Below are 20,668 nucleotides of genomic sequence, written 5' to 3'. Positions count from 1 at the left end.
TGTCGTCAGTGGTGCTGCTCAGGTCTGCGGCGTCGCGGCGGAGGGCGGCGGCGCAGCGGCCGTGGCCCGCTCGGCGAGCCCAGGGAAGGCTACGCTGCTGCCCCGCCAGCGCACCGCCCGCACCGCCGCCTCGCGCAGCGCGTCGGCTGCGGCGGACCGCCGCTCGCCCTCGGTGGCGCGTACGACATCGGCGTAGACGCCCGCGACCCGGTCCTCGACATCGGCGGCGAGCCGGGTCGCCGCAGCGGAGTCCGGCACCGGGAACGGCAGCGCGTACGCCGCCGACGCCTGCTCCGGGGTGCCGCCCAAGTCCCGCACGGTGCGCTGCAGTTCGTCACGGCGGGCCCGGTGCGCGTCGTACGCCGAGCGCGCCTCGTCGCGGCGGCCCTCGCGGATCCGGCCGCCCACGACCCCGTACCCGTAGACCGCGGCGTGCTCGGCCCGCAGCGCGGCCTGGTACGTGTCAAGCAGTTCGGAGCTCATCGGCCGGCCTCCCCGAGCAGATACGCGTGCGCGTCGCCCGCCGCAGCGACCGAGGCGAGGAGCCTCGCCTGCTCCGCGGGGGCGTCCAGGAGCGCCTTGCGCCGGGCGTCGGCCAGCCGGCGCTCCGCCGCGGCCAGCGAGGCGAGCGCTTCCTTCTCGGACGCCGGTACGTGGACGGGGGCGTCCGGCGACGCGGAGGCCGAGGGGGAGGCGGACGGCTTCGGCGGCCCTCCGAACGCGTCCAGGTGCCGCCCGGCCTCCGTGCGCAGCGGCCGCAGCCGGTCCGCGAGCGCCGGGTACGCCGCGATCACCGCGTCGTAGTGCTCGACGAGCCCCGCGCTCTCCCGGGCGGCGCGCACGCGTGCCTGTGCGGCGGCCTTGGGGCGCTTTCCCGCGGTGTCCGAGCCGCTGTCGGAGCAGCCCGTGAGCAGCGCGGCTCCGGTGGCTGCGGCGAGCAGGCTCCTTCTGTGGGGGCCCGGGCGGGACCCTGTACGCGACGGCGTGGTGAACGGCACGGCAGACGTCCTCGTGAGGCTCGTAAGAAGGATCTGGAAGAAAAACAGGAGAAGGGCCACAGCCCTTGATCACCGTACCTTCGGGCCGACCCGATGGGTGCAGTCGGCGCGTAGCGCCGTCGTTGAGGGGCGGTGGTCGGGCGACGGGCGGGCGGCAACACCCTGCGCGACCGGATACCCTTTGACCTGACACGCAGACCTGCACTTGCGTCCAGCAAGGCAACCACAACAGCACACGCGGCCGAGGAGTCACCCGGATGAGCACGACCCAGAGCGAGAGGCTGCGGGACCTACTGGAACCCCTCGTCAGCTCCCAGGGCCTCGATCTTGAAGAGATCGAAGTGGAATCCGTAGGGCGCAAGCGTGTGCTGCGAGTCGTGATCGACTCCGAGTCCGGCGTGGATCTGGACCAGATCGCGGAGGTGAGCCGCGCGCTCTCCGCGAAGCTCGACGAGACGGACGCCATGGGCGCCGGCGAGTACAACCTCGAGGTCGGCTCCCCGGGCGCCGAGCGCCCGCTGACCGAGCACCGCCACTACGAGCGAGCTGTCGACCGCCTGGTGAAGTTCCAGCTGACCGACGGCGGCGGCGAGCTCATCGCGCGCATCCTGGGTGTGGACGACGAAGGCCTCGACCTAGAGGTGCCGGGCGTGAAGGGGCGCAAGCCCACCGCCCGCAGGCTCACCTTCGGCGAGATCGCCAAGGCGCGCGTAGAGGTCGAGTTCAACCGCAAGAACAAGAACGCAGACGACGCAGACGCAGAAGACGCAGACGCAGAGAACGAAGAGGAGGCGTAGCCGTGGACATCGACATGAGTGCCCTGCGGGGTCTGGTCCGGGAGAAGGAGATCTCCTTCGACCTGCTGGTCGAGGCGATCGAGTCGGCGCTCCTCATCGCCTACCACCGCACCGAGGGAAGCCGCCGCCGCGCGCGCGTCAAGCTCGACCGCGACAGCGGGCATGTGACCGTGTGGGCGAAGGAAGAGGCCGACGACCTCGAAGAGGGCCAGGAGCCCAAGGAGTTCGACGACACCCCGTCCGACTTCGGCCGGATCGCCGCGACGACCGCCAAGCAGGTCATCCTGCAGCGCCTGCGCGACGCCGAGGACGACGCGACGCTCGGCGAGTACGCCGGCCGTGAGGGCGACATCGTCACGGGCGTCGTCCAGCAGGGCCGCGACCCGAAGAACGTCCTTGTCGACATCGGCAAGCTCGAGGCGATCCTGCCGGTGCAGGAGCAGGTCCCGGGCGAGACGTACGAGCACGGGCAGCGGCTGCGCTCGTACGTGGTCCGGGTGGCCAAGGGCGTCCGCGGTCCGTCCGTGACCCTGTCGCGCACGCACCCGAACCTCGTGAAGAAGCTCTTCGCGCTGGAGGTCCCGGAGATCGCGGACGGCTCGGTGGAGATCTCCGCCATCGCCCGCGAGGCCGGCCACCGCACCAAGATCGCCGTACGGTCCACCCGCTCCGGCCTGAACGCCAAGGGTGCCTGCATCGGCCCGATGGGCGGCCGTGTGCGCAACGTCATGGCCGAGCTCAACGGCGAGAAGATCGACATCGTCGACTGGTCGGACGACCCGGCGGACATGGTGGCCAACGCCCTGTCCCCGGCCCGCGTCAGCAAGGTCGAGGTCGTCGACCTGGCGGCCCGCTCGGCCCGGGTGACCGTGCCGGACTACCAGCTGTCGCTCGCCATCGGCAAGGAGGGCCAGAACGCCCGCCTGGCCGCCCGCCTCACCGGCTGGCGCATCGACATCCGCCCGGACACCGAGCAGCCCGAGCGGTAGTCGGCGCAGGGGCCGAGCGACGATCGGCCCGGGCTCGACCCGGGCTCGAGCGGATCTCGGCTCCGATCTGCGAAGAACGAGATCAAGACGACAGCCGTTCGATTCTTGCCCCAAATGGGTGAGGTCGTTGCGGGGAGGTAGACTTAAGCGTGTCTGGCCGGACGCATGCCCGAGCATGCCCTGAGCGAACCTGCGTGGGTTGCCGGGAGCGAGCGGCCCAGAGTGAGCTGTTGCGGATCGTGTTGGTCGAGGACGCCTGCGTCCCCGACCCGCGCGGTACGCTGCCCGGCCGAGGTGCGTATGTGCACCCCGTGTCGGCCTGTCTGGACCTGGCGGTGCGCCGCCGGGCGTTCTCCCGGTCGTTCCGAGTCCGGGGGCCGCTCGACACCGCGGCTCTGAGCCGGTATGTCGAGCAGGCGAAACCGTAAGAAGTGTGCCGTGCGGAGCCCCGTGCGGCCCGATACCACCGCGAGTTGGAAGTAGGTCGAGATTGCGATGAGCACTCGATGAGCACGCGATGAGTACGCCCATGAAGTAGCGACGGTCCGGCGTAACCCGGACCTAAAAGGAGCGAAGTGGCTAAGGTCCGGGTATACGAACTCGCCAAGGAGTTCGGAGTTGAGAGCAAGGTCGTCATGGCCAAGCTCCAGGAACTCGGTGAGTTCGTACGTTCGGCGTCCTCGACGATCGAGGCGCCTGTTGTACGCAAGTTGACCGACGCTTTGCAGGGACCCGGTGGCAACGCCGGCAAGTCCGCTGCCAAGCCCGCGGCGCCGCGCAAGAGCGCGCCCGCGAAGCCGGCCGCGCCGGCACCGTCCCCGGCGGGGGCTGCCAAGCCCGCCGCCCCCAAGCCCGCGCCGGCGGCGCCTGTCGCCAAGCCCGCCGCGGCAGAGAAGCCCGCGAGCCCTGCGGCGCCCGGACCCCGTCCCGGCCCGAAGCCCGCGGTCAAGCCGGCTCCTGCCCCCGTGGCGCAGCCGGAGTTCAGCGCGCCCCCGGCCGCTGCAGCTCCGTCCGCCCCGGCTCCGGCCCCGGCCGGTCAGAAGCCCGCAGGTGCGCGCCCCGGCGCTCCCAAGCCCGGTGGCCGTCCGGCCCCCGGCCAGGGTGGTCAGGGTGGTCAGGGCCAGTCCCGTCCCGGCGGTGACCGTGGCGAGCGTGCCCCGCGTCCCGGCGGCGAGCGTCCCGCCCGTCCCGGTGGTGCCCGTCCCGCGGGTCCGCGTCCGGGCAACAACCCCTTCACGTCCGGCGGTTCCACCGGCATGGCGCGCCCCCAGGCGCCCCGTCCCGGCGGCGCCCGTCCGGGCCCCGGTGGACCTGGTGGCGCCCCCGGCGCCGGCCAGGGTGGCGGCCCGCGCCCGCAGGGTGCAGGCCAGGGTGGTCCCCGTCCCCAGGGTCAGGGCGGCGCCCGTCCGAGCCCCGGTGGCATGCCTCGTCCGCAGGGTGCAGGCCCCGGTGGCCCGCGTCCCGGCGGCGGCGGTAACCGTCCCAACCCGGGCATGATGCCGCAGCGTCCCGCTGCCGGTCCGCGTCCCGGTGGTGGCCCCGGCGGCGGCGGTGGCCGTGGTCCCGGTGGCGGCGGTCGTCCCGGCGGTGGCGGCGGCGCAGGTCGTCCCGGCTTCGCCGGTCGTCCGGGCGGTCCCGGTGGCGGTGGCGGCGGTTTCGCCGGTCGTCCCGGTGGTCCCGGTGGCGGTGGCGGCGGTTTCGCCGGTCGTCCCGGTGGTGGCGGCGGTTTCGCCGGTCGCCCCGGTGGCGGTCGTCCCGGTGGTCCCGGTGCCCGTGGTGGCACGCAGGGTGCCTTCGGTCGTCCCGGTGGTCCCGCGCGTCGTGGTCGCAAGTCGAAGCGGCAGAGGCGCCAGGAGTACGAGGCCATGCAGGCCCCGTCGGTGGGCGGCATCATGCTGCCGCGCGGCAACGGCGAGACCGTTCGCCTGTCGCGTGGTGCTTCGCTGACCGACTTCGCGGAGAAGATCAACGCCAACCCGGCGTCGCTCGTGGCCGTGATGATGAACCTCGGCGAGATGGTCACTGCCACGCAGTCCGTCTCCGACGAGACGCTGCACCTGCTCGGCGGCGAGATGAACTACACCGTCGAGATCGTCAGCCCGGAGGAGGAGGACCGCGAGCTTCTCGAGTCCTTCGACATCGAGTTCGGCGAGGACGAGGGCGGCGAGGAGTTCCTCGTCTCGCGTCCGCCGGTCGTGACCGTCATGGGTCACGTCGACCACGGTAAGACCCGACTTCTGGACGCGATCCGCAAGACGAACGTCGTTGCGGGCGAGGCCGGCGGTATTACGCAGCACATCGGTGCGTACCAGGTCTCCTCCGAGGTCAACGGTGAAGAGCGCAAGATCACCTTCATCGACACCCCGGGTCACGAGGCGTTCACCGCCATGCGTGCCCGTGGTGCCAAGTCGACCGACATCGCGATCCTCGTGGTGGCGGCCAACGACGGTGTCATGCCGCAGACGATCGAAGCGTTGAACCACGCCAAGGCGGCCGACGTGCCGATCGTGGTCGCGGTCAACAAGATCGACGTCGAGGGTGCCGACCCGACCAAGGTGCGCGGTCAGCTCACCGAGTTCGGTCTGGTGGCCGAGGAGTACGGCGGCGACACCATGTTCGTCGACATCTCCGCCAAGCAGGGTCTGAACATCGACTCCCTGCTCGAGGCCGTGGTCCTGACCGCGGATGCCTCGCTCGACCTGCGGGCCAACCCGGAGCAGGACGCGCAGGGTATTGCGATCGAGGCCCACCTGGACAAGGGCCGTGGTGCTGTCGCCACCGTCCTGGTCCAGCGAGGCACGCTGCGCGTCGGCGACACGATGGTCGCGGGCGACGCCTACGGCCGCGTGCGCGCCATGCTCGACGACAAGGGCGAGAACGTCGAGGTCGCTGAGCCCTCGACGCCGGTCCTCGTCCTCGGTCTGACCAACGTGCCGGGCGCCGGCGACAACTTCCTGGTTGTCGACGAAGACCGCACCGCGCGTCAGATCGCCGAGAAGCGCGCCGCCCGTGAGCGCAACGCCGCGTTCGCCAAGCGCACCCGCCGGGTGTCCCTCGAGGACCTCGACCAGGTGCTCAAGGCGGGCCTGGTGCAGGACCTCAACATCATCATCAAGGGCGACGCGTCCGGTTCGGTGGAGGCCCTCGAGGCCTCGCTGCTCCAGCTCGACGTCGGCGAAGAGGTCGACATCCGGGTGCTGCACCGCGGTGTGGGTGCGGTCACCGAGTCGGACATCGACCTGGCCATGGGCTCCGACGCCATCGTCATCGGCTTCAACGTCCGTGCGGCCGGTCGTGCCGCGCAGATGGCCGAGCGCGAGGGTGTGGACGTCCGTTACTACTCGGTCATCTACCAGGCGATCGAGGAAATCGAAGCGGCCCTCAAGGGCATGCTCAAGCCGGAGTACGAAGAGGTCGAGCTCGGTACGGCGGAGGTCCGCGAGATCTTCCGTTCGTCCAAGCTGGGCAACATCGCCGGTGTGCTCATCCGGTCCGGCGAGGTCAAGCGCAACACCAAGGCGCGCCTGCTTCGCGATGGCAAGGTCATCGCGGAGAACCTCACCATCTCCGGTCTGCGCCGCTTCAAGGACGACGTCACCGAGATCCGCGAAGGCTTCGAGGGCGGTATCAACCTCGGAAACTTCAACGACATCAAGATCGACGACGTCATCGCGACGTACGAGATGCGCGAGAAGCCGCGCGGCTGATCAGCATCGCTCCGGGGCCTTGCCCCGGTGCACGGTTCGGGGCCGGTCGACGGGAGAAATTCCGTCGATCGGCCCCGGCCGTTGCGTGTACGGTTTCGACGTCCCTGCCAAGGGCGCCCCTGCGGCGGCCCACGGACCGGCAGGGCCCTCGAACCCGTACCGGCGGGACATCCGGACATACATGTATGTGGGGACTCTGTCCTTCGATCTGCTCCTCGGCGACGTACGGTCGTTGAAGGAGAAACGCTCCGTCGTCCGGCCGATCGTCGCCGAGCTGCATCGCAAGTTCGCGGTGAGCGTGGCGGAGGTCGGCGACCAGAACCTCCATCGCAGGGCCGAGATCGGTGTGGCGGTGGTGTCGGGGGACTCGGGGCACCTGTCGGACGTGCTCGACCGGTGCGAGCGCCTGGTCGCCGCCCGGCCGGAAGTGGACCTGCTGTCGGTGCGCCGACGGCTGCACGGCGACGATGATTGACGTACGTAGAAGAACGTACGGAGAAAGCAAGAAAGAGGGAGACGGACCAGTGGCCGACAATGCGCGGGCGAAGAAGCTGGCGGACCTCATCCGGGAAGTGGTGGCCGAGAAGCTGCAGCGCGGGATCAAGGACCCCCGCCTGGGCACTCACGTGACCATCACGGACACCCGGGTCACCGGTGACCTGCGGGAGGCCACGGTCTTCTACACGGTCTACGGCGACGACGAGGACCGGGCCGGCGTGGCCGCGGGTCTGCAGAGCGCCAAGGGCGTTCTGCGGTCCGCGGTGGGTGCGGCGGCAGGCACGAAGTTCACGCCGACGCTGACCTTCGTGGCGGACGCGCTGCCGGAGAACGCGAAGACGATCGAGAACCTTCTCGACCGTGCGCGGGCCTCCGACGCCGAGGTGCGCCAGGCGTCCTCGGGCGCCAAGTACGCGGGTGAAGCGGACCCGTACAAGAAGCCGGGCGAGGACGAGGACGACGCCTCCGAATGAGCAAGAAGCCCACGACGCCGGACGGCCTTGTCATCGTCGACAAGCCGTCCGGCTTCACTTCGCACGACGTCGTCGCCAAGATGCGCGGGATCGCCAAGACCCGCCGCGTCGGCCACGCCGGCACGCTCGACCCGATGGCCACGGGGGTCCTGGTCCTGGGCGTCGAGCGCGCGACCAAGCTGCTCGGCCACCTGGCGCTGACCGAGAAGGAGTACCTCGGCACCATCAGGCTCGGCCAGAACACCCTGACGGATGACGCGGAGGGCGAGCTCACCTCGTCCACGGACGCGTCCAAGGTGACCCGCGAGGCCATCGACGCCGGGATCGCCAAGCTCAGCGGCGACATCATGCAGGTCCCGTCGAAGGTCAGCGCCATCAAGATCAACGGTGTGCGCTCCTACAAGCGGGCCAGGGAGGGCGAGGAGTTCGAGATTCCCGCCCGCCCGGTGAAGATCTCCGCGTTCACGGTGTACGACGTCCGGGACGCGGTCGCCGAGGACGGCACGCCCGTCATGGACCTGGTCGTCTCGGTGGTCTGCTCGTCCGGTACGTACATCCGCGCGCTCGCCCGGGACCTGGGCGCCGACCTCGGGGTCGGCGGCCACCTCACGGCGCTGCGGCGGACCCGGGTGGGCCCGTACAAGCTCGACTCGGCCCGCACCCTCGACCAGCTCCAGGAGGAGCTGACCGTGATGCCGGTCGGCGAGGCGGCCGAGGCCGCGTTCCCCCGCTGGGACGTGGACGAGAAGCGGGCCAACCTGCTGCTCAACGGCGTACGCGTGGACATGCCCGACGAGTACGGCATCGGACGGGCCGTCGCCGTGTTCGGGCCCGAGGGCACGCTGATCGCGCTGGTCGAGTCGCTCAAGGGGAAGGCGAAGAGCCTCGCCGTCTTCGGCTGAGCGCCCTTTCCCGGGTACGTTCCGGTCCTTCCCGCGTACGTTTCCGTGGAGCGGGCTTGCCTGTCGGTGGGCCCGCTCCACGCTCCCCCTCCCTCAGGGTCTATCCACTCCGAAGCCCCGATTCACCCCATCGGGCAGGCGCTCGGAGTGAACCGGGGGTGCGCTGGGGGGCGCATCCGGTTGGCCTCCTGTCCTGCTGATCACTACCTACCTACGGTCGGTAGTACGCGGCGCGGCGGGAGGTCTTGGCATGGCTGGAGGGGGGCGCGGCGAGCGGGGGCAGCTGGTCCGGATATGCGATCTTGCCGGGCGGCCGCGGGGGACGGGCTTCGTCGCCGATGAGCACGGCACGCTGATCACCAGCCACGAGGCCGTCGACGGCCTCGCCCAGATCGTGCTGCACGCGCCCGGGGGCCGTACCTGCGTGGTGACCGCGGACGCCGTGGTGCCGCTGCCGGAGGCCGCGCTCGCGCTCGTCCGCACCGAGGGGCTCGGGGTGTGTCCGCTGCCCGTCAGTCTGCGTCCGGTCGTCGAAGAGGGCAGCTATGTGCGCATCGCCGCCCGCGGGTGGCGCGAGGCGAGGGTGCTCGCCGGGGCCGCGTCGGTGACGTACACCGCGACCGACCGCTTCCATCTGCTGCCCGCCGCAATGGAGTTGGCGATCGGCACCGACGGCAGCGATGCGCTGCAGCTGGGCTCGGGAGCGGCGGGCGGGCCCGTCGTGGACGCCGCCACCGGGGCCGTGCTCGGTGTGCTCGGGACCGCGCTGCACTCGGGGCACCGCGCGGCGGGCTTCGCGGTGTCGCTGCGGGAGGCGGCCGCCGCGCGGCCCGGCGGGGCGCTGGACGAGCTCCTGTGCCGCAATGCGGCCACCGTGCCGGCGTACGGGCGGGACCTCAATCTGGCGGGGGCGCTGCAGCTGACCGCCACGTCGGTGGGGTCGGACGGGCCGCGGGACGACGGTGGCGGCGATCCGGTCGAACGGGCGGGTGTGGAGCGGGAGTTCGCATCCTTCCTCGTCGATTCGCCGCTCTCCGGCGTGTTCGGCATGTCCGGTGTGGCGGGTGCTTCCGGGGCGTACGTTCTCGGGCTCGTCGGCGATCCGGGGTCCGGGCGCACCACCGCCCTGGCGGCGCTGGCCGGGCGCCGGGCCCGTGGGGCCGAGCCCGCACCGACCGTGTGGCTGCGCGGGGCCGGGCTGCGGGACTCCGACGTCTCGGTGGCCGATGCGGTGGGGCGGGCGCTGGGGGACGCGGGGCGGATCGTGGCGGCCTCGGAGGGGCAGCGGGGCGTGGCGTGGGGCGAGGAGGTGGCCGATGCGGGGCCGCATCCGCACCGGGCCCGGCCCAAGTCCCCTGTGGCGAAGCCCACTTCGGCCGATCTCGGGGACATCGGGCCCGACCGGGTGGCCCGTCTGGTGCGGGATGCCGGGCGGCCGTTGCTCGTGCTGCTCGACTGCCCCGAGGAGATGCCGCCGGTGCTTGCCCACCGGCTCGCCGAGTGGAGCGCGGGCAGTGCGCGGTGGCTGCGGGAGACCGGGGCCCGGCTCGTCGTGGCCTGCCGGGCCGAGTACTGGGAGCAGGCGGGGGCGCTGTTCCCGGCCGGGGCGCTGCACGGGACGGACGCACGGCTGCCCGGCTGCGTACGCCTCGGTGATCTGACGGAGCGGGAGGCGCGGCGGGCACGCGCGCGTCACGGGATTCCGGACGGCGTGCTCGCGCCCGCGGACGCCGGGCATCCGCTGGCGCTGCGACTGCTGGGGGAGGTGCGGGCCGCGCTGCCCGTGCCGCCGGACGGGCGGCCCACGCGGGAGGACGTCTTCACGGCCTATCTGGACCTGGTGTGCCTGCGGATCGCGGTACGTCTCGCCGCCGCGCAGAACCTGCGGGGAACGGCCGTACGGCGGCTCGCGGCGCGGGTGTCGGGGCAGGTGCACGAGGCGGCCAGGCGCTGTCTCGGGCCGGGGCAGGGGGAGTTGGACCGGGAGTCCTTCGAGAGCGTCTTCCCGTGGTCGACGGGCTGGGCCCCCGCGGCCCTCACCGAGGGTCTCCTTGTGCCGGCGGGGGCGGGGTACCGCTTCGCGCACGAGGAGCTGGCCGACTGGATCCAGGGGATGCATCTGGATGTGGACGCGGCGCTGGAGGCGCTGGTGCATCGGTGGCGGGAGGCGGGTGCGGAGGCCGGGCGTGCGGCGGAAGAGGAGCGCCGGGTGCCGCCCCAGCGGGTGGAGCCGAGGCCCGCGCCGCGTCGGCGGGGCAGGGCGGGGCGCTCGGTGTGGCGGGGCGCCCAGGTTCCGGATCCGACCCCTTCGCCTCCTTCGCCTCCTTCGTCGCAGAGTCCCGCGCGCTCGCTGCCGGTGCCGCGGCACCGGATCGGGCCGGTGGTGCAGGCGTTGCTGCTGCTCGGGCGGCAGCAGGGGAGCGCCGAACTGGCGGCGCGGCTGGAGGAGTTGGTGCATGCGGCTCAGGAGTTCGCGGGACAGGGCAGGTCCGCGTCAGGGGGTTCCGGTGACGTACGCGACGGCGGCGCCGGCGAAGGCGTGAAGGGTGTGGCTCCCGACGTGGCCGAGGTGCCGGCGCGGGGGCGGGTGCCGCAGTGGGGTGGGGATGCCCGGCCGGAAGCAGGGCGGGGGAGTGGGCGGGCGGGGACGGTGGGTGCGGGTTCCGCTTCCGCTGCGGTGGGCGGCACCGGTACGGCCCCGGCGGGGACCCGCCCAGGTCGGTCGGATCTGCACCCCCTGGACGCCCCCTGGTGGGCCGTTCGGTTGCTCGGTGAGGTTCTGTCCCGGGTGCCCGACGCGCGGCCCTACCTCGGGGTGCTGCGCCTTCTGGTCGAGCGGATCGCCGCGCGGGGGCAGGTGCGGGGTGTGCTCGGGGAGTTCGGGGCCTGGTTCTGGCGGGGGCTGCCGCTGCCCGCCGCCGACCGGATGGATCTGCTGCGCCGTCTCGTCGTGGCCGACGCGGGGCCCGGCAGGCCGGGCGATGAGCGCGCTCTGGACGCCGTCGGGGACTGGCTCAGGGCCGAACCCGGGATCGTACAGCCGCTGCTCACACGGTGGTTCAACGATGCGCGGCCGCTGCCCGCAGCGCCCGAGGCCACGGTGGCGCGGGCCGCGCAGGCGCTCCTGCACACCCATCGGCACCGGGCCATCGACGAGCTCACCGAGGCCCTCGTGGACTGTGCGCACCCGCACGGCGACGAACTGCTCGCCGCGCTCGCCGACGAGGAGCCGTCGGCCGTGTGCCGCGCCGTCGACCGGTGGGCGCACGACGAACGGCCGGAGCGCCGCGTGGCCGCCACGGCGTACGGACTGCGCGCGGCGCCGCACGTCACCACCGAGGCGGACCGGGGCCTCCTGCGCTACGCGGCCCTCGCCCTGCTCGCCCGCCCGGCCGACTGCACCCTGCACGGCGCCGCTCTCGCGCTCCTCGTACGCGATCCGCAGACCCGTTCCCGGCACCTGCCACTCGCCCTGCGGCGGTTCGCGGCCAGCGACCCGCAGCTGCCCGCGAGCGCGCTCGCCGCCGCCCTCACCACCCACCCCGAGCCGGTCCTCGCCGCCTTCCAGGCCCGGCTGCACGAGCCGGGACCGGCGGCCGGCGAGGTGCTCGGCACGCTCGCCGAGGTGTCGACGCCCGCCCTCGCCCGCCGGGTCGCCGTTCTCGTACGGGACTTCCTCGAGCTGCGCCCCGAGGCCGCGAGCCACGCCGCCGCGTACCTGGACCGTCGGCTCGACCACGGACCGGCCGCACGCGCGGTGCTCTTTCCGCTGGTCAGCGGACTGCTGCAGTCCAGGCCCGTGCAGGTTCGGATCGCCCTCGCCCCGGTGCTCGCGGCGCCCGGCAGGCGCGCGTCGCGGCCGCTGCGGGCCGAACTCCTGGAAGTCCTGCTCGAGCAGGAGCGAGATCTGGCGGTCCTCGACGCCGTACTGAACGCCGCCGGGCAGGGCGGGGAGCGGTGGGGCGAGGCACGCGCGCGCGACCTGGTCCACCGCGTGGGGCTCCTGCTCGTACGCACCCCCGAAGGCGCCGCCTGTTTCGACCGCCGCCTGGTCGACCTGTCCCGCCGGCTGCCCGGCTTCGCCGCCTCGGTCGCCCGCTGGATCGGGCAGGCGCCGCAGGAGTGGGCTGCGGTGGTGGGGCCCAGTGCGCGGCGGACCGTGGAGAGTTTGGCGGGGGTGCGGGTTCCGGCGTAGGCGGGGGTCGGCTTGTCCCGGTGGTCGGGTCGATCGTCAGCCCTTGTTCGGCATTGGCGATCGGGCCAACCTCCGCCCCACCGGCGATCGGGCCAGAATCAGCCCCTCCGGCGTTTGAGGAGCGGGGGTCCGGGAGCAGCGCCCCCGGCAACGGCGGGAAGTCCCAAAGAAGAAGGGTCCGGGGCGAAGCCCCGTGGCGCCCACCCCGTCACCCGCGGCGCCCGGCCAGGGCGAGGCGGCCCCATGCGACCGGTGCGGCAGCGGCATGGCACTCTTAGACCTGCGCAATCATCAGGACGTACTCGGACGTAGACGTACGCAGGTTCGGCGAGGAGCAAACACCGTGCAGCGCTGGCGTGGCTTGGAGGACATCCCCCAGGACTGGGGGCGCAGCGTCGTCACCATCGGCTCCTATGACGGAGTGCACCGCGGCCACCAGCTGATCATCGGCCGGGCCGTGGAGCGGGCCCGTGAGCTCGGGGTGCCGTCGGTCGTGGTCACCTTCGACCCGCACCCCAGCGAGGTCGTGCGCCCCGGCAGCCACCCGCCGCTGCTCGCGCCGCATCACCGGCGCGCCGAGCTGATGGCCTCGTTGGGCGTCGACGCGGTGCTGATCCTTCCCTTCACCTCGGAGTTCTCGAAGCTCTCCCCGGCCGACTTCGTCGTCAAGGTGCTCGTGGACAAGCTGCACGCGCGCGTGGTCGTCGAAGGGCCCAACTTCCGCTTCGGGTACAAGGCCGCGGGCAACGTGGAGTTGCTGAGCGAGCTCGGGCAGACGTACGACTACGAGGTCGAGGTCATCGATCTCTCGCTCAGCGGTGAGGCCGGCGGGGGCGAGCCCTTCTCGTCGACGCTGACCCGTCGGCTGGTCGGGGCCGGTGATGTCTCGGGGGCCGCGGAGATTCTGGGGCGGCCGCACCGGGTCGAGGGTGTCGTGGTGCGCGGGGCTCAGCGTGGGCGTGAGCTCGGGTTCCCCACGGCCAATGTGGAGACGTTGCCGCACACCGCGATTCCCGCGGACGGGGTGTACGCGGGGTGGCTGCACGTCTCTGGCGAGGCGATGCCGGCTGCGATTTCGGTCGGGACGAATCCGCAGTTCGACGGTACGGAGCGGACCGTCGAGGCGTACGCGATCGATCGCGTCGGGCTGGATCTGTACGGGCTGCACGTGGCCGTGGACTTCTTGGCGTTCGTGCGGGGGCAGTTGAAGTTCGACTCGCTCGACGGGCTGCTGGTTGCCATGGCGGATGATGTGAAGCGGTGTCGGGAGCTGGTGGCTGAGGCGGAGAGTGCGGGTTCGTAGGGGCTTTTTCTTCCCCTCCCCGCCCCTTCCCGAAAGTCCTGCGGACGGCCTGGGGCTTCGCCCCTGGCCCCCTTTGTCCTCAAACGCCGGACGGGCTGATTGAGGACTCTCGGGAAGGGGCGGGGAGGGGAAATCAACCCCGCACGGCCTCGGCCCAATGGCACGCCACCTGCGCCCCCGCCCCACCCGACAGCACCGGCAGGTCCCGCGTACGGCAATCGGATGCCACCCCCGCCCGCTCGGCCTCGCCGGACGCAAGGACCTGGCAGCGGGCATGGAAGCGGCACCCGGATGGGATCCGTGCGGGATCCGGCGGCTCCCCGGTCAGCACGACCGGAGCTCCCGGGGCCTCCGGCAGGACCGACAACAGGGCCTGGGTGTAAGGGTGTTGGGGCGAGGTCAGTACCTCTTCCACCGACCCCGTCTCCACGATCCGGCCCAGATACATCACCGCCACTCGGTCCGCGATGTTCCAGGCCAGGCCCAGATCGTGGGTGACGACCAGCGCGGACAGGCCCAGGTTGTCCCGCAGTGAGAGCAGCAGGGCCAGGATCTCGCCCCGTACGGACGCGTCGAGCGAGGCCACCGGCTCGTCCGCCACGATCAGTTCGGGATCCAGGACCAACGCGCCCGCGATCACCACGCGTTGGCGCTGGCCGCCGGAGAGCTCGTGCGGGTAGCGCAGGAAGAACCGCTCCGGGGGCCGGAGCCCGGCGCGGGACAGGGCATTCGCGACGGCGTCCCGTTCGTCACCCGCGTACCCGTGGATCCTGAGCCCCTCGGCGACCGCGTCGTACACCGTGTGCCGGGGGTTGAGTGAGCCGCTCGGGTCCTGCAGGACGAGCTGGACCCGCTTGCGGTAGGCCTTGAGGGCCTTTCCGCGGTACGTCAACGGGGCTCCGTCGAAGCTCACTTGGCCTGCGGTCGGCTTCACGAGTCCGAGCAGCGATCTGGCGAGGGTCGTCTTGCCGCAGCCGGACTCGCCGACCAGGGCGACGATTTCGCCTGGGCGGATGTCGAGGTCCACGCCGTCCACGGCCCTGGCGGGGGCGCTGCCGCGGCGGGGCGGGAACGTGACGTGGACGTCGGCTGCGCTGAGCAGAGGTGCTGTGGTCAAGGCTCGCTCCTATGAGTGCCCGGCACCGGGGCTGGGTGGGGTTGTCGTTGCGGCAGCGGGGCGGGGACAGGTGCGGTCCACCTGCACGCGGCAGTAGCTGCTGCCCAGTTGCCCGCAGTGGTCCTCACACATGGACGCAAGCCGCCCGCCTCCCCTCATCCGAACCCGATCCTGAACCGGCACCCGAGCCCGAACCGGCACCCGCCTCCCGCAACCCCTGGTCCTCCACCGAGCACACCCCCAACGCCACCGGGCACCGCGGATGAAACGTGCATCCCGAAGGCAGATCGGAAGGGTCGGGCGGATCTCCCGGCAACCCCCGCGGCGCGAACCGGGAGGCCGGATCGCCGATCCGGGGGAAGGCAGCCGAGAGCGCCTTGCTGTACGGATGCAGCGCATCCTCGTAGACCTGCCCGGCGGGCCCCTCCTCCACGACCCGCCCCGCGTACATCACGGTGAGCCGGTCGCAGGTGTCGGCGAGGACCGCCAGGTCGTGGCTGATCATGATCAGGCCGAGGTCCTGCTCGGCCACCAACTGCTCGATCAGGCGCAGGATCTGGGCCTGGATCATCACGTCGAGCGCCGTCGTCGGCTCGTCCGCGATGATCAGGCGGGGCGCGCAGGCCAGCGCCATGGCGATCATGACGCGTTGGCGCTGGCCGCCGGAGAGCTCGTGCGGGTAGGCCTGGGCGTGGGAGGCGGGCAGGCCCACGTGCTCCAGGAGTTCGGCGACCCGCTTCTTCACGCCGCTCGCCGGAGTCGTCTTGTGCAGGATGATCGGCTCGGCGATCTGGTCGCCGATGCGGTGCACGGCATTGAGGGAGTGCATGGCGCCCTGGAAGACGATCGACGCGCCCGCCCAGCGCACCGCCCGCAGGCGGCCCCACTTCATGGTGAGGATGTCCTCGCCGTCGAGGAGGATCTCTCCGGTCACCTTCGTGTCGGCCGGCAGCAGCCGCAGCAGCGCCAGGGCCAGCGTCGACTTGCCGCAGCCGGACTCGCCGGCGATGCCGAGCTTCTGGCCCGCGTCGAGGGTGAGGTCCACGCCGCGGACGGCCTGGGCGCCGTTCGCGTACGTCACGTGCAGGTCAGTCACGTCCAAGAGGCTCAACGGGCCACCCCCAGCCTGGGATTGAGTACGGACTCCACGGCGCGGCCGCAGAGCGTGAAGGAGAGCGCCACCAGGGCGATCGCGATGCCGGGCGGCGCCAGGTACCACCAGTGCCCGGCGCTGACCGCACCCGCCTCGCGCGCGTCCTGCAGCATGCCGCCCCAGGAGGTGATCGTGGGGTCGCTGAGGCCGAGGAAGGCGAGGGTCGCCTCGGTGAGGATGGCGCTGGAGATGATCAGGGTCGTCTGGGCCAGGACCAGCGGCATCACGTTCGGCAGGACGTGGCGGAGCATGACGTGGCCGTGGCCACCGCCCAGGGCGCGGGCCCGTTCGATGTACGGGCGGGACTCGACGGCCAGGGTCTGGGCGCGTACGAGACGGGCCGTGGTCGGCCAGGTCGTCACGCCGATCGCCAGGATCACCGTCCACAGCGAGCGGTCCATCACGGTGGCCAGGGCGATCGCGAGGACCAGGGTCGGCATCACCAGGAACCAGTCGGTGATCCGCATCAGGACGGTCGCGTACCAGCCGCGGAAGTGCCCCGCGACGATCCCCACGATCGTGCCGATCGCCACGCACAGGAACGCCGCGAGCAGCCCCACGGTGAGCGACACCCGGGCGCCCCACACCATCAGGGCAAGGACGCTGCGCCCGAACTGGTCGGTGCCCAGCGGGAATTGACCGCTGGGCGACTCCAGCGGACCGCCCGGCGCCTGGGTGACGCTCTCCGAGTCCGCGCCCACGAGCAGCGGCGCCGCCAGCGCGACCCCGGCGATCAGGACCAGCAGGCCGAGCCCCCACAGGCCGCTGCGATGGGTCCGGTACTCGCGCCAGAAGCGGGCCAGCGACTGGCGCATCCTCGCCCAGGCGAGCGCGCGCGGGCTCTGCGGGACGGCGGGTCCCGCGTCCTTGGATTCCTTCGCGTCCTTTGAGAGGGGGTCGTCCGAGCGGGATCCCTCCGGGCGGGGTTCCTTCGAGAGCGGTTCGGCAGTCATCGGCCCACCCGGGGATCGAGCAGCGGATACAGCATGTCGGCGAGGGTGTTCGCCAGGATCACCGCCGCGGCGAAGACGAAGAACAGGCCCTGGACCAGCGGCAGGTCGGGGCCGCTGAGCGCCTCGTAGAAGAGACCTCCGAGCCCCGGCCAGGAGAACACCGTCTCGACCAGGATCTGCCCCGCCACCACATGCCCGAGGTTCACGAACATCAGGGTGAAGGTGGGCAGCAGTGCGTTGGGCACGGCATGGCGGCGGCGTACGACATCGTCCCTGAGGCCCTTCGCGCGGGCCGTCGTCAGATAGTCGCTGCCCATCTCGTCGAGCAGCGAGGACCGCATGACGAGCAGCGTCTGGGCATAGCCGACCGCGACCAGCGTGATCACCGGCAGGATCATGTGGTGCGCCACGTCGGTGACGTACGCGAATCCGCTCTCCCCGCCGGATTCGAGGCCGCCGGTCGGGAACATGCCCGGGATCGGCCCGAGACCGACCGAGAAGACGATGATCAGCAGCAGCCCGAGCCAGAACGCCGGTACCGAGTACAGCGTCAGCGCGAGGGCGCTGTGGAAGCGGTCGCCCTTGCTGCCGCTGCGCCAGGCCGACCGGGTGCCGAGCCAGATGCCGAGCGCGGTGAACAGGACGTACGCCGTGCCGGTGAGCAGCAGCGTCGCGGGCAGCGCCTCGGCGATCTTGTCGGTGACGGGCGCGTGGAACTGGTACGAGCGGCCGAAGTCACCCGTCAGCGCATCGCCCACATAGTCCGTGAACTGCTGCCACATGGGTTGGTCGAGCCCGAACTGCCTCCGCAGCGCCTCGAGTTGCTCGCTCGAGACGGCGCGGCCGCCGGTCATGTGCTTGACCGGGTCGCTCGGGATCAGCCGGAAGAGGAAGAAGCTGGTGACGAGGACGGCGAAGAGCGAGACGGCCGCTCCCACGATCTTCCCCGCCGCGTACCGCAGATAGGCCTTGGCGTTGCGCGCCCGTGGACCGTGCGCGGCCGACGGCCCGGCCTTCACCGGGCCGTCGGCTTCCGCGCTGTGCACGAGCCCCGGAGTGCTCTCAGCTGTCATGTGCGAACTCTCGTCACTCGTGCGTCCGTTGTCTTCGCCTACACATTGATGACTACGCGTGAGGGGCCAAATGTTTCGCGTTACTCACGGTCTTCAGCCGTACGGCGTCGACGCAGCGTGACCAGCACCCCGGCGCCCACGAGCACGATCACCCCGATCGCGATCCCGATGACCACGCCGGCCGAGCTCGAGTCGTCGCTGTCCGCTGCGGCGTTGCCCTTGCCGTCGCTGCCGGCCGGAACCGCCGACCACCAACTCCAGTACCCGTCCTGGCCGTAGATGTTGCCGGACTTCTCGGGCATCGTCGTGATCGACGCGATCTGGTCGGTGCGGTACGCCTCCACCGCGTTCGGGTACGCGATGACGTTCATGTAGCCCGAGTCGTACAGCCACGACTGCATCTGCTTGACGAGGTCGGCGCGCTTGGCCGGGTCGTACTCGGCGAGCTGCTTCTTGTAGAGGTCGTCGTACTTCTTGTCGCAGATGAAGTTGTCGGTGGCGGCGCTCGCCTTCGCCTTGGCCGGCAGCGCGGCGCAGGTGTGGATGCCGAGGACGAAGTCCGGGTCGGGGTTGACCGACCAGCCGTCGAAGGCGAGGTCGTACTCACCCGCGTACCAGGGCACCGAGACGTCGTCGAGGCAGTTGACCTTGAGGCCGATGCCGAGCTTGCCCCACCACTCCTTGAGGTACTTGCCGATGGCCTTGTCATTCGGGTCGGTGGCGTGGCACAGGATGCGGAAGTCCAGGGCCTTGCCGTCCTTGCCGACGCGCTTGCCGTCCTTCAGCTCGTAGCCCGCCTCGTCGAGCAGCTTGGCCGCCCGCTCGGGGTCGTAACTCAGCTTCTGACTGTCGGACGGCTTCCAGAAGTACGACCCGAAGCGCGGCGGAATGTAGCCCTCGCCCTCGACCGCGTGGTCCTGGAAGACCTTCTCCACGATGGTCTTGCGGTCGATGGAGAGGAAGAGTGCCTGGCGCACCTTCTGGTCGAGCAGCGCCGGGTGGCCGTCGCCGAACTTCTTGCCGTCCTTGGTCTGCGCGCCCGGGTTGGTGGCCAGGGCGAAGAAGCGCCGGCCGGGGCCCTCGTTGACCTTGATGTTCGGCTGGCCATCGAGGCTCGCGGCCTGCGCGGGCGTCAGCGCGGGCGAGCCCGCGACGAAGGACACCTCGCCCTTCTTGAGAGCCGCGACGGCCGCGTCCTGGTCCTTGTACGTCTTGAAGACCAGCTCGTCGAACTTCGGCGCCCCGCGCCAGAAGCTCTTGTTGGCCTCGAGCTTCACGTACTGGTCCGTCTTGTACTCGGTCAGCTTGAACGGGCCGTTGCCGACGATCGGGAACGTCTCGTCGTTGTTGAACTTCGAGTAGTCCTTGACGTCCTTCCAGATGTGCTCGGGCACGATCGGGATGTCGAGGGAGGCCATCGTGGCCTGCGGTTCCTTGAGCTCGACGACCAGCTCGGTGGGGCTCGGGGCGGTCACCTTCTTGAAGTTGGCGACGAAGCTGCCGTTGCTGGTGGCCGCGCCCTCGTCCGTCATCATCTTGTTGAAGGTGAAGGCCGCGTCCTTGGCGGTGGCGGGCTTGCCGTCCGACCACTTCGAGTCGTCCCGGATCTTGTACGTCCAGGTCAGCTTGTCGGCCGAGGGCTTCCACTCGGTGGCGAAACCGGGGATGACCTTGTTGTTCTTGGCGTCGTAGTTGGTCAGGTACTCGTACATCAGCCGGTGGATGCTGGTGCTGACCAGGCGCTGGGCGAGGAACGGGCTGAGTGAGTCGACGCTCTGGGAGACCGCGACGGTCAGGGTCTTCTTGGCCGCTGCCTGCTTCTGGGCGGGCGCCTGGGCCGCCGGTTCCGCCTGCGCTTCCGCCTGGGCAAGCTGCGGTGCGACGAGGCCCGCGGTGAGTGCGAAGGCCGCCGCGCCGGAAGCGAGCAGAACTCGCGCTCGGCGGCGGGTGGTTCGGGGAACTCTGGTGGTGCGGTCTTGCTGATCTCTGGTGTCCATGGGGTCGTGACCTCGCGTCATCGCTCGCAATGGCTCGGAACAGCTCGCTGAATGAGGAGTGTGTCTACCAGCGGTGGTCTAAACATGTCAACGACGAGTTCACCCCTCGTGGCCTGCGGGAACGCCCGGAAAGATCAGGGCAGTTGAAGGTTTCTTCCCTCATTGGTCTAGCCCTTTGAAGGACACCTGCCGAGAGGCTGGCGGCGGTAGAGTCCTTGCAGCCCGACAGCCAGTGGAACGGAGTGGTCCCGATGTCGACCGAGCAGGAGAAGGCCGAGCTGTACGCCATGGACATCAGCGGCGCCGAGTGGCACAGCGCCCCAGGTGGGCCCGAGGACGAGAAGGTCGAGATCGCCTATCTGGACGGCGGCGCCGTCGCGATGCGCAACTCCAAGGAGCCCGAGGTGGTGCTGCGCTACACGGAGGCGGAGTGGCGTGCGTTCGTACTCGGGGCGCGGGACGGGGAGTTCGACCTGCGCTGATCATGCGTACGCACGCCGACGGCGTACGCAT

Annotated in this window: 17 protein-coding genes; 10 read left to right on the top strand and 7 right to left on the bottom strand. The window is 71.3% G+C overall.

All coding sequences use genetic code 11. The features are described 5' to 3' along the window. Positions 1-18: 18 nt before the first annotated feature. Together OG430_RS15480 and OG430_RS15475 are read right to left on the bottom strand one after the other, a co-directional pair. On the bottom strand, positions 19-483 hold the full coding sequence (locus tag OG430_RS15480) for a ferritin-like domain-containing protein (protein ID WP_327353081.1): 465 nt from the start codon (positions 481-483) through the stop codon (positions 19-21). Continuing rightward, a complete protein-coding gene (locus tag OG430_RS15475) occupies positions 480-998 on the bottom strand; it encodes a hypothetical protein (protein WP_327353080.1) in 519 nt (172 codons plus the stop codon). The genes OG430_RS15480 and OG430_RS15475 overlap by 4 nt, the downstream gene beginning before the upstream one ends. A 257-nt stretch (positions 999-1,255) precedes the next feature. On the opposite strand from OG430_RS15475, the gene rimP reads away from it, so the two are divergent. From rimP to OG430_RS15430, 9 genes are all read left to right on the top strand, one after another. Further along, positions 1,256-1,795 carry a ribosome maturation factor RimP gene (gene rimP, locus OG430_RS15470; protein ID WP_327353079.1) on the top strand — a complete coding sequence of 180 codons (540 nt, stop codon included), beginning with the start codon at positions 1,256-1,258 and terminating at the stop codon, positions 1,793-1,795. A gap of 2 nt (positions 1,796-1,797) precedes the next feature. Next, positions 1,798-2,784: a transcription termination factor NusA gene (nusA, locus tag OG430_RS15465; RefSeq protein WP_327353078.1), complete on the top strand. Its 987-nt coding sequence runs from the start codon at positions 1,798-1,800 to the stop codon at positions 2,782-2,784. Positions 2,785-2,933: 149 nt separating this feature from the next. Beyond that, the gene (locus tag OG430_RS15460; protein WP_327353077.1) at positions 2,934-3,212 is read left to right on the top strand and encodes a YlxR family protein; all 279 of its coding nucleotides are present in this window, start codon (positions 2,934-2,936) and stop codon (positions 3,210-3,212) included. 147 nt (positions 3,213-3,359) lie between these two features. Further along, positions 3,360-6,491: a translation initiation factor IF-2 gene (gene infB, locus OG430_RS15455; protein ID WP_327353076.1), complete on the top strand. Its 3,132-nt coding sequence runs from the start codon at positions 3,360-3,362 to the stop codon at positions 6,489-6,491. A gap of 181 nt (positions 6,492-6,672) precedes the next feature. Then, positions 6,673-6,966, top strand: coding sequence for a DUF503 domain-containing protein (locus OG430_RS15450; protein WP_327353075.1), 294 nt, complete (start codon positions 6,673-6,675; stop codon positions 6,964-6,966). A 49-nt stretch (positions 6,967-7,015) separates the two neighbouring features. Beyond that, a complete protein-coding gene (rbfA, locus tag OG430_RS15445; protein WP_327353074.1) occupies positions 7,016-7,462 on the top strand; it encodes a 30S ribosome-binding factor RbfA in 447 nt (148 codons plus the stop codon). Further along, positions 7,459-8,364 (top strand): tRNA pseudouridine(55) synthase TruB, encoded by a 906-nt coding sequence (gene truB, locus OG430_RS15440; protein WP_327353073.1) that lies wholly within the window; start codon positions 7,459-7,461, stop codon positions 8,362-8,364. The genes rbfA and truB overlap by 4 nt, the downstream gene beginning before the upstream one ends. Before the next feature lie 250 nt (positions 8,365-8,614). After that, entirely contained in the window at positions 8,615-12,559 is a 3,945-nt protein-coding gene (locus OG430_RS15435; RefSeq protein ID WP_327353072.1) for a trypsin-like peptidase domain-containing protein, read from the top strand. A gap of 343 nt (positions 12,560-12,902) precedes the next feature. After that, on the top strand, positions 12,903-13,862 hold the full coding sequence (locus OG430_RS15430; protein ID WP_327353071.1) for a bifunctional riboflavin kinase/FAD synthetase: 960 nt from the start codon (positions 12,903-12,905) through the stop codon (positions 13,860-13,862). A 133-nt stretch (positions 13,863-13,995) separates the two neighbouring features. Here OG430_RS15430 and OG430_RS15425 read toward each other — a convergent pair whose 3' ends face one another. The 5 genes from OG430_RS15425 to OG430_RS15405 form a co-directional block, all read right to left on the bottom strand. Continuing rightward, positions 13,996-14,979 (bottom strand): ABC transporter ATP-binding protein, encoded by a 984-nt coding sequence (locus OG430_RS15425; RefSeq protein WP_327353070.1) that lies wholly within the window; start codon positions 14,977-14,979, stop codon positions 13,996-13,998. A gap of 124 nt (positions 14,980-15,103) precedes the next feature. Next, the gene (locus tag OG430_RS15420) at positions 15,104-16,090 is read right to left on the bottom strand and encodes an ABC transporter ATP-binding protein (protein WP_327353069.1); all 987 of its coding nucleotides are present in this window, start codon (positions 16,088-16,090) and stop codon (positions 15,104-15,106) included. Next, positions 16,087-16,947 carry an ABC transporter permease gene (locus OG430_RS15415; protein ID WP_327359106.1) on the bottom strand — a complete coding sequence of 287 codons (861 nt, stop codon included), beginning with the start codon at positions 16,945-16,947 and terminating at the stop codon, positions 16,087-16,089. Before OG430_RS15415 ends, OG430_RS15420 begins: the two co-directional genes overlap by 4 nt. A 134-nt stretch (positions 16,948-17,081) precedes the next feature. Beyond that, complete coding sequence (locus OG430_RS15410) at positions 17,082-18,158, bottom strand: ABC transporter permease (RefSeq protein WP_327353068.1); 1,077 nt, start codon at positions 18,156-18,158, stop codon at positions 17,082-17,084. An 80-nt stretch (positions 18,159-18,238) separates the two neighbouring features. Continuing rightward, positions 18,239-20,155, bottom strand: coding sequence for an ABC transporter substrate-binding protein (locus OG430_RS15405; protein ID WP_327353067.1), 1,917 nt, complete (start codon positions 20,153-20,155; stop codon positions 18,239-18,241). A 251-nt stretch (positions 20,156-20,406) separates the two neighbouring features. Here OG430_RS15405 and OG430_RS15400 point away from each other — a divergent pair, with 251 nt between their 5' ends. Beyond that, a complete protein-coding gene (locus OG430_RS15400; RefSeq protein WP_327353066.1) occupies positions 20,407-20,637 on the top strand; it encodes a DUF397 domain-containing protein in 231 nt (76 codons plus the stop codon). Positions 20,638-20,668 lie beyond the last annotated feature (31 nt).

The sequence above is a fragment of the Streptomyces sp. NBC_01304 genome, assembly GCF_035975855.1.
Taxonomy (GTDB): Bacteria; Actinomycetota; Actinomycetes; order Streptomycetales; family Streptomycetaceae; genus Streptomyces.
The sequence above is the reverse complement of the archived record's forward strand: the minus strand, read 5'-3'. Positions and strand labels throughout refer to the sequence as shown.

Coding starts and splice junctions, on each gene's coding strand:
- OG430_RS15480 (WP_327353081.1), bottom strand. CDS start 483: ATGAGCTCCGAACTGCTTGACACGTACCAGGCCGCGCTGCGGGCCGAG.
- rimP (WP_327353079.1), top strand. CDS start 1,256: ATGAGCACGACCCAGAGCGAGAGGCTGCGGGACCTACTGGAACCCCTC.
- OG430_RS15450 (WP_327353075.1), top strand. CDS start 6,673: ATGTATGTGGGGACTCTGTCCTTCGATCTGCTCCTCGGCGACGTACGG.
- truB (WP_327353073.1), top strand. CDS start 7,459: ATGAGCAAGAAGCCCACGACGCCGGACGGCCTTGTCATCGTCGACAAG.
- OG430_RS15435 (WP_327353072.1), top strand. CDS start 8,615: ATGGCTGGAGGGGGGCGCGGCGAGCGGGGGCAGCTGGTCCGGATATGC.
- OG430_RS15415 (WP_327359106.1), bottom strand. CDS start 16,947: ATGCGCCAGTCGCTGGCCCGCTTCTGGCGCGAGTACCGGACCCATCGC.
- OG430_RS15410 (WP_327353068.1), bottom strand. CDS start 18,158: ATGACAGCTGAGAGCACTCCGGGGCTCGTGCACAGCGCGGAAGCCGAC.
- OG430_RS15405 (WP_327353067.1), bottom strand. CDS start 20,155: ATGGACACCAGAGATCAGCAAGACCGCACCACCAGAGTTCCCCGAACC.
- OG430_RS15400 (WP_327353066.1), top strand. CDS start 20,407: ATGTCGACCGAGCAGGAGAAGGCCGAGCTGTACGCCATGGACATCAGC.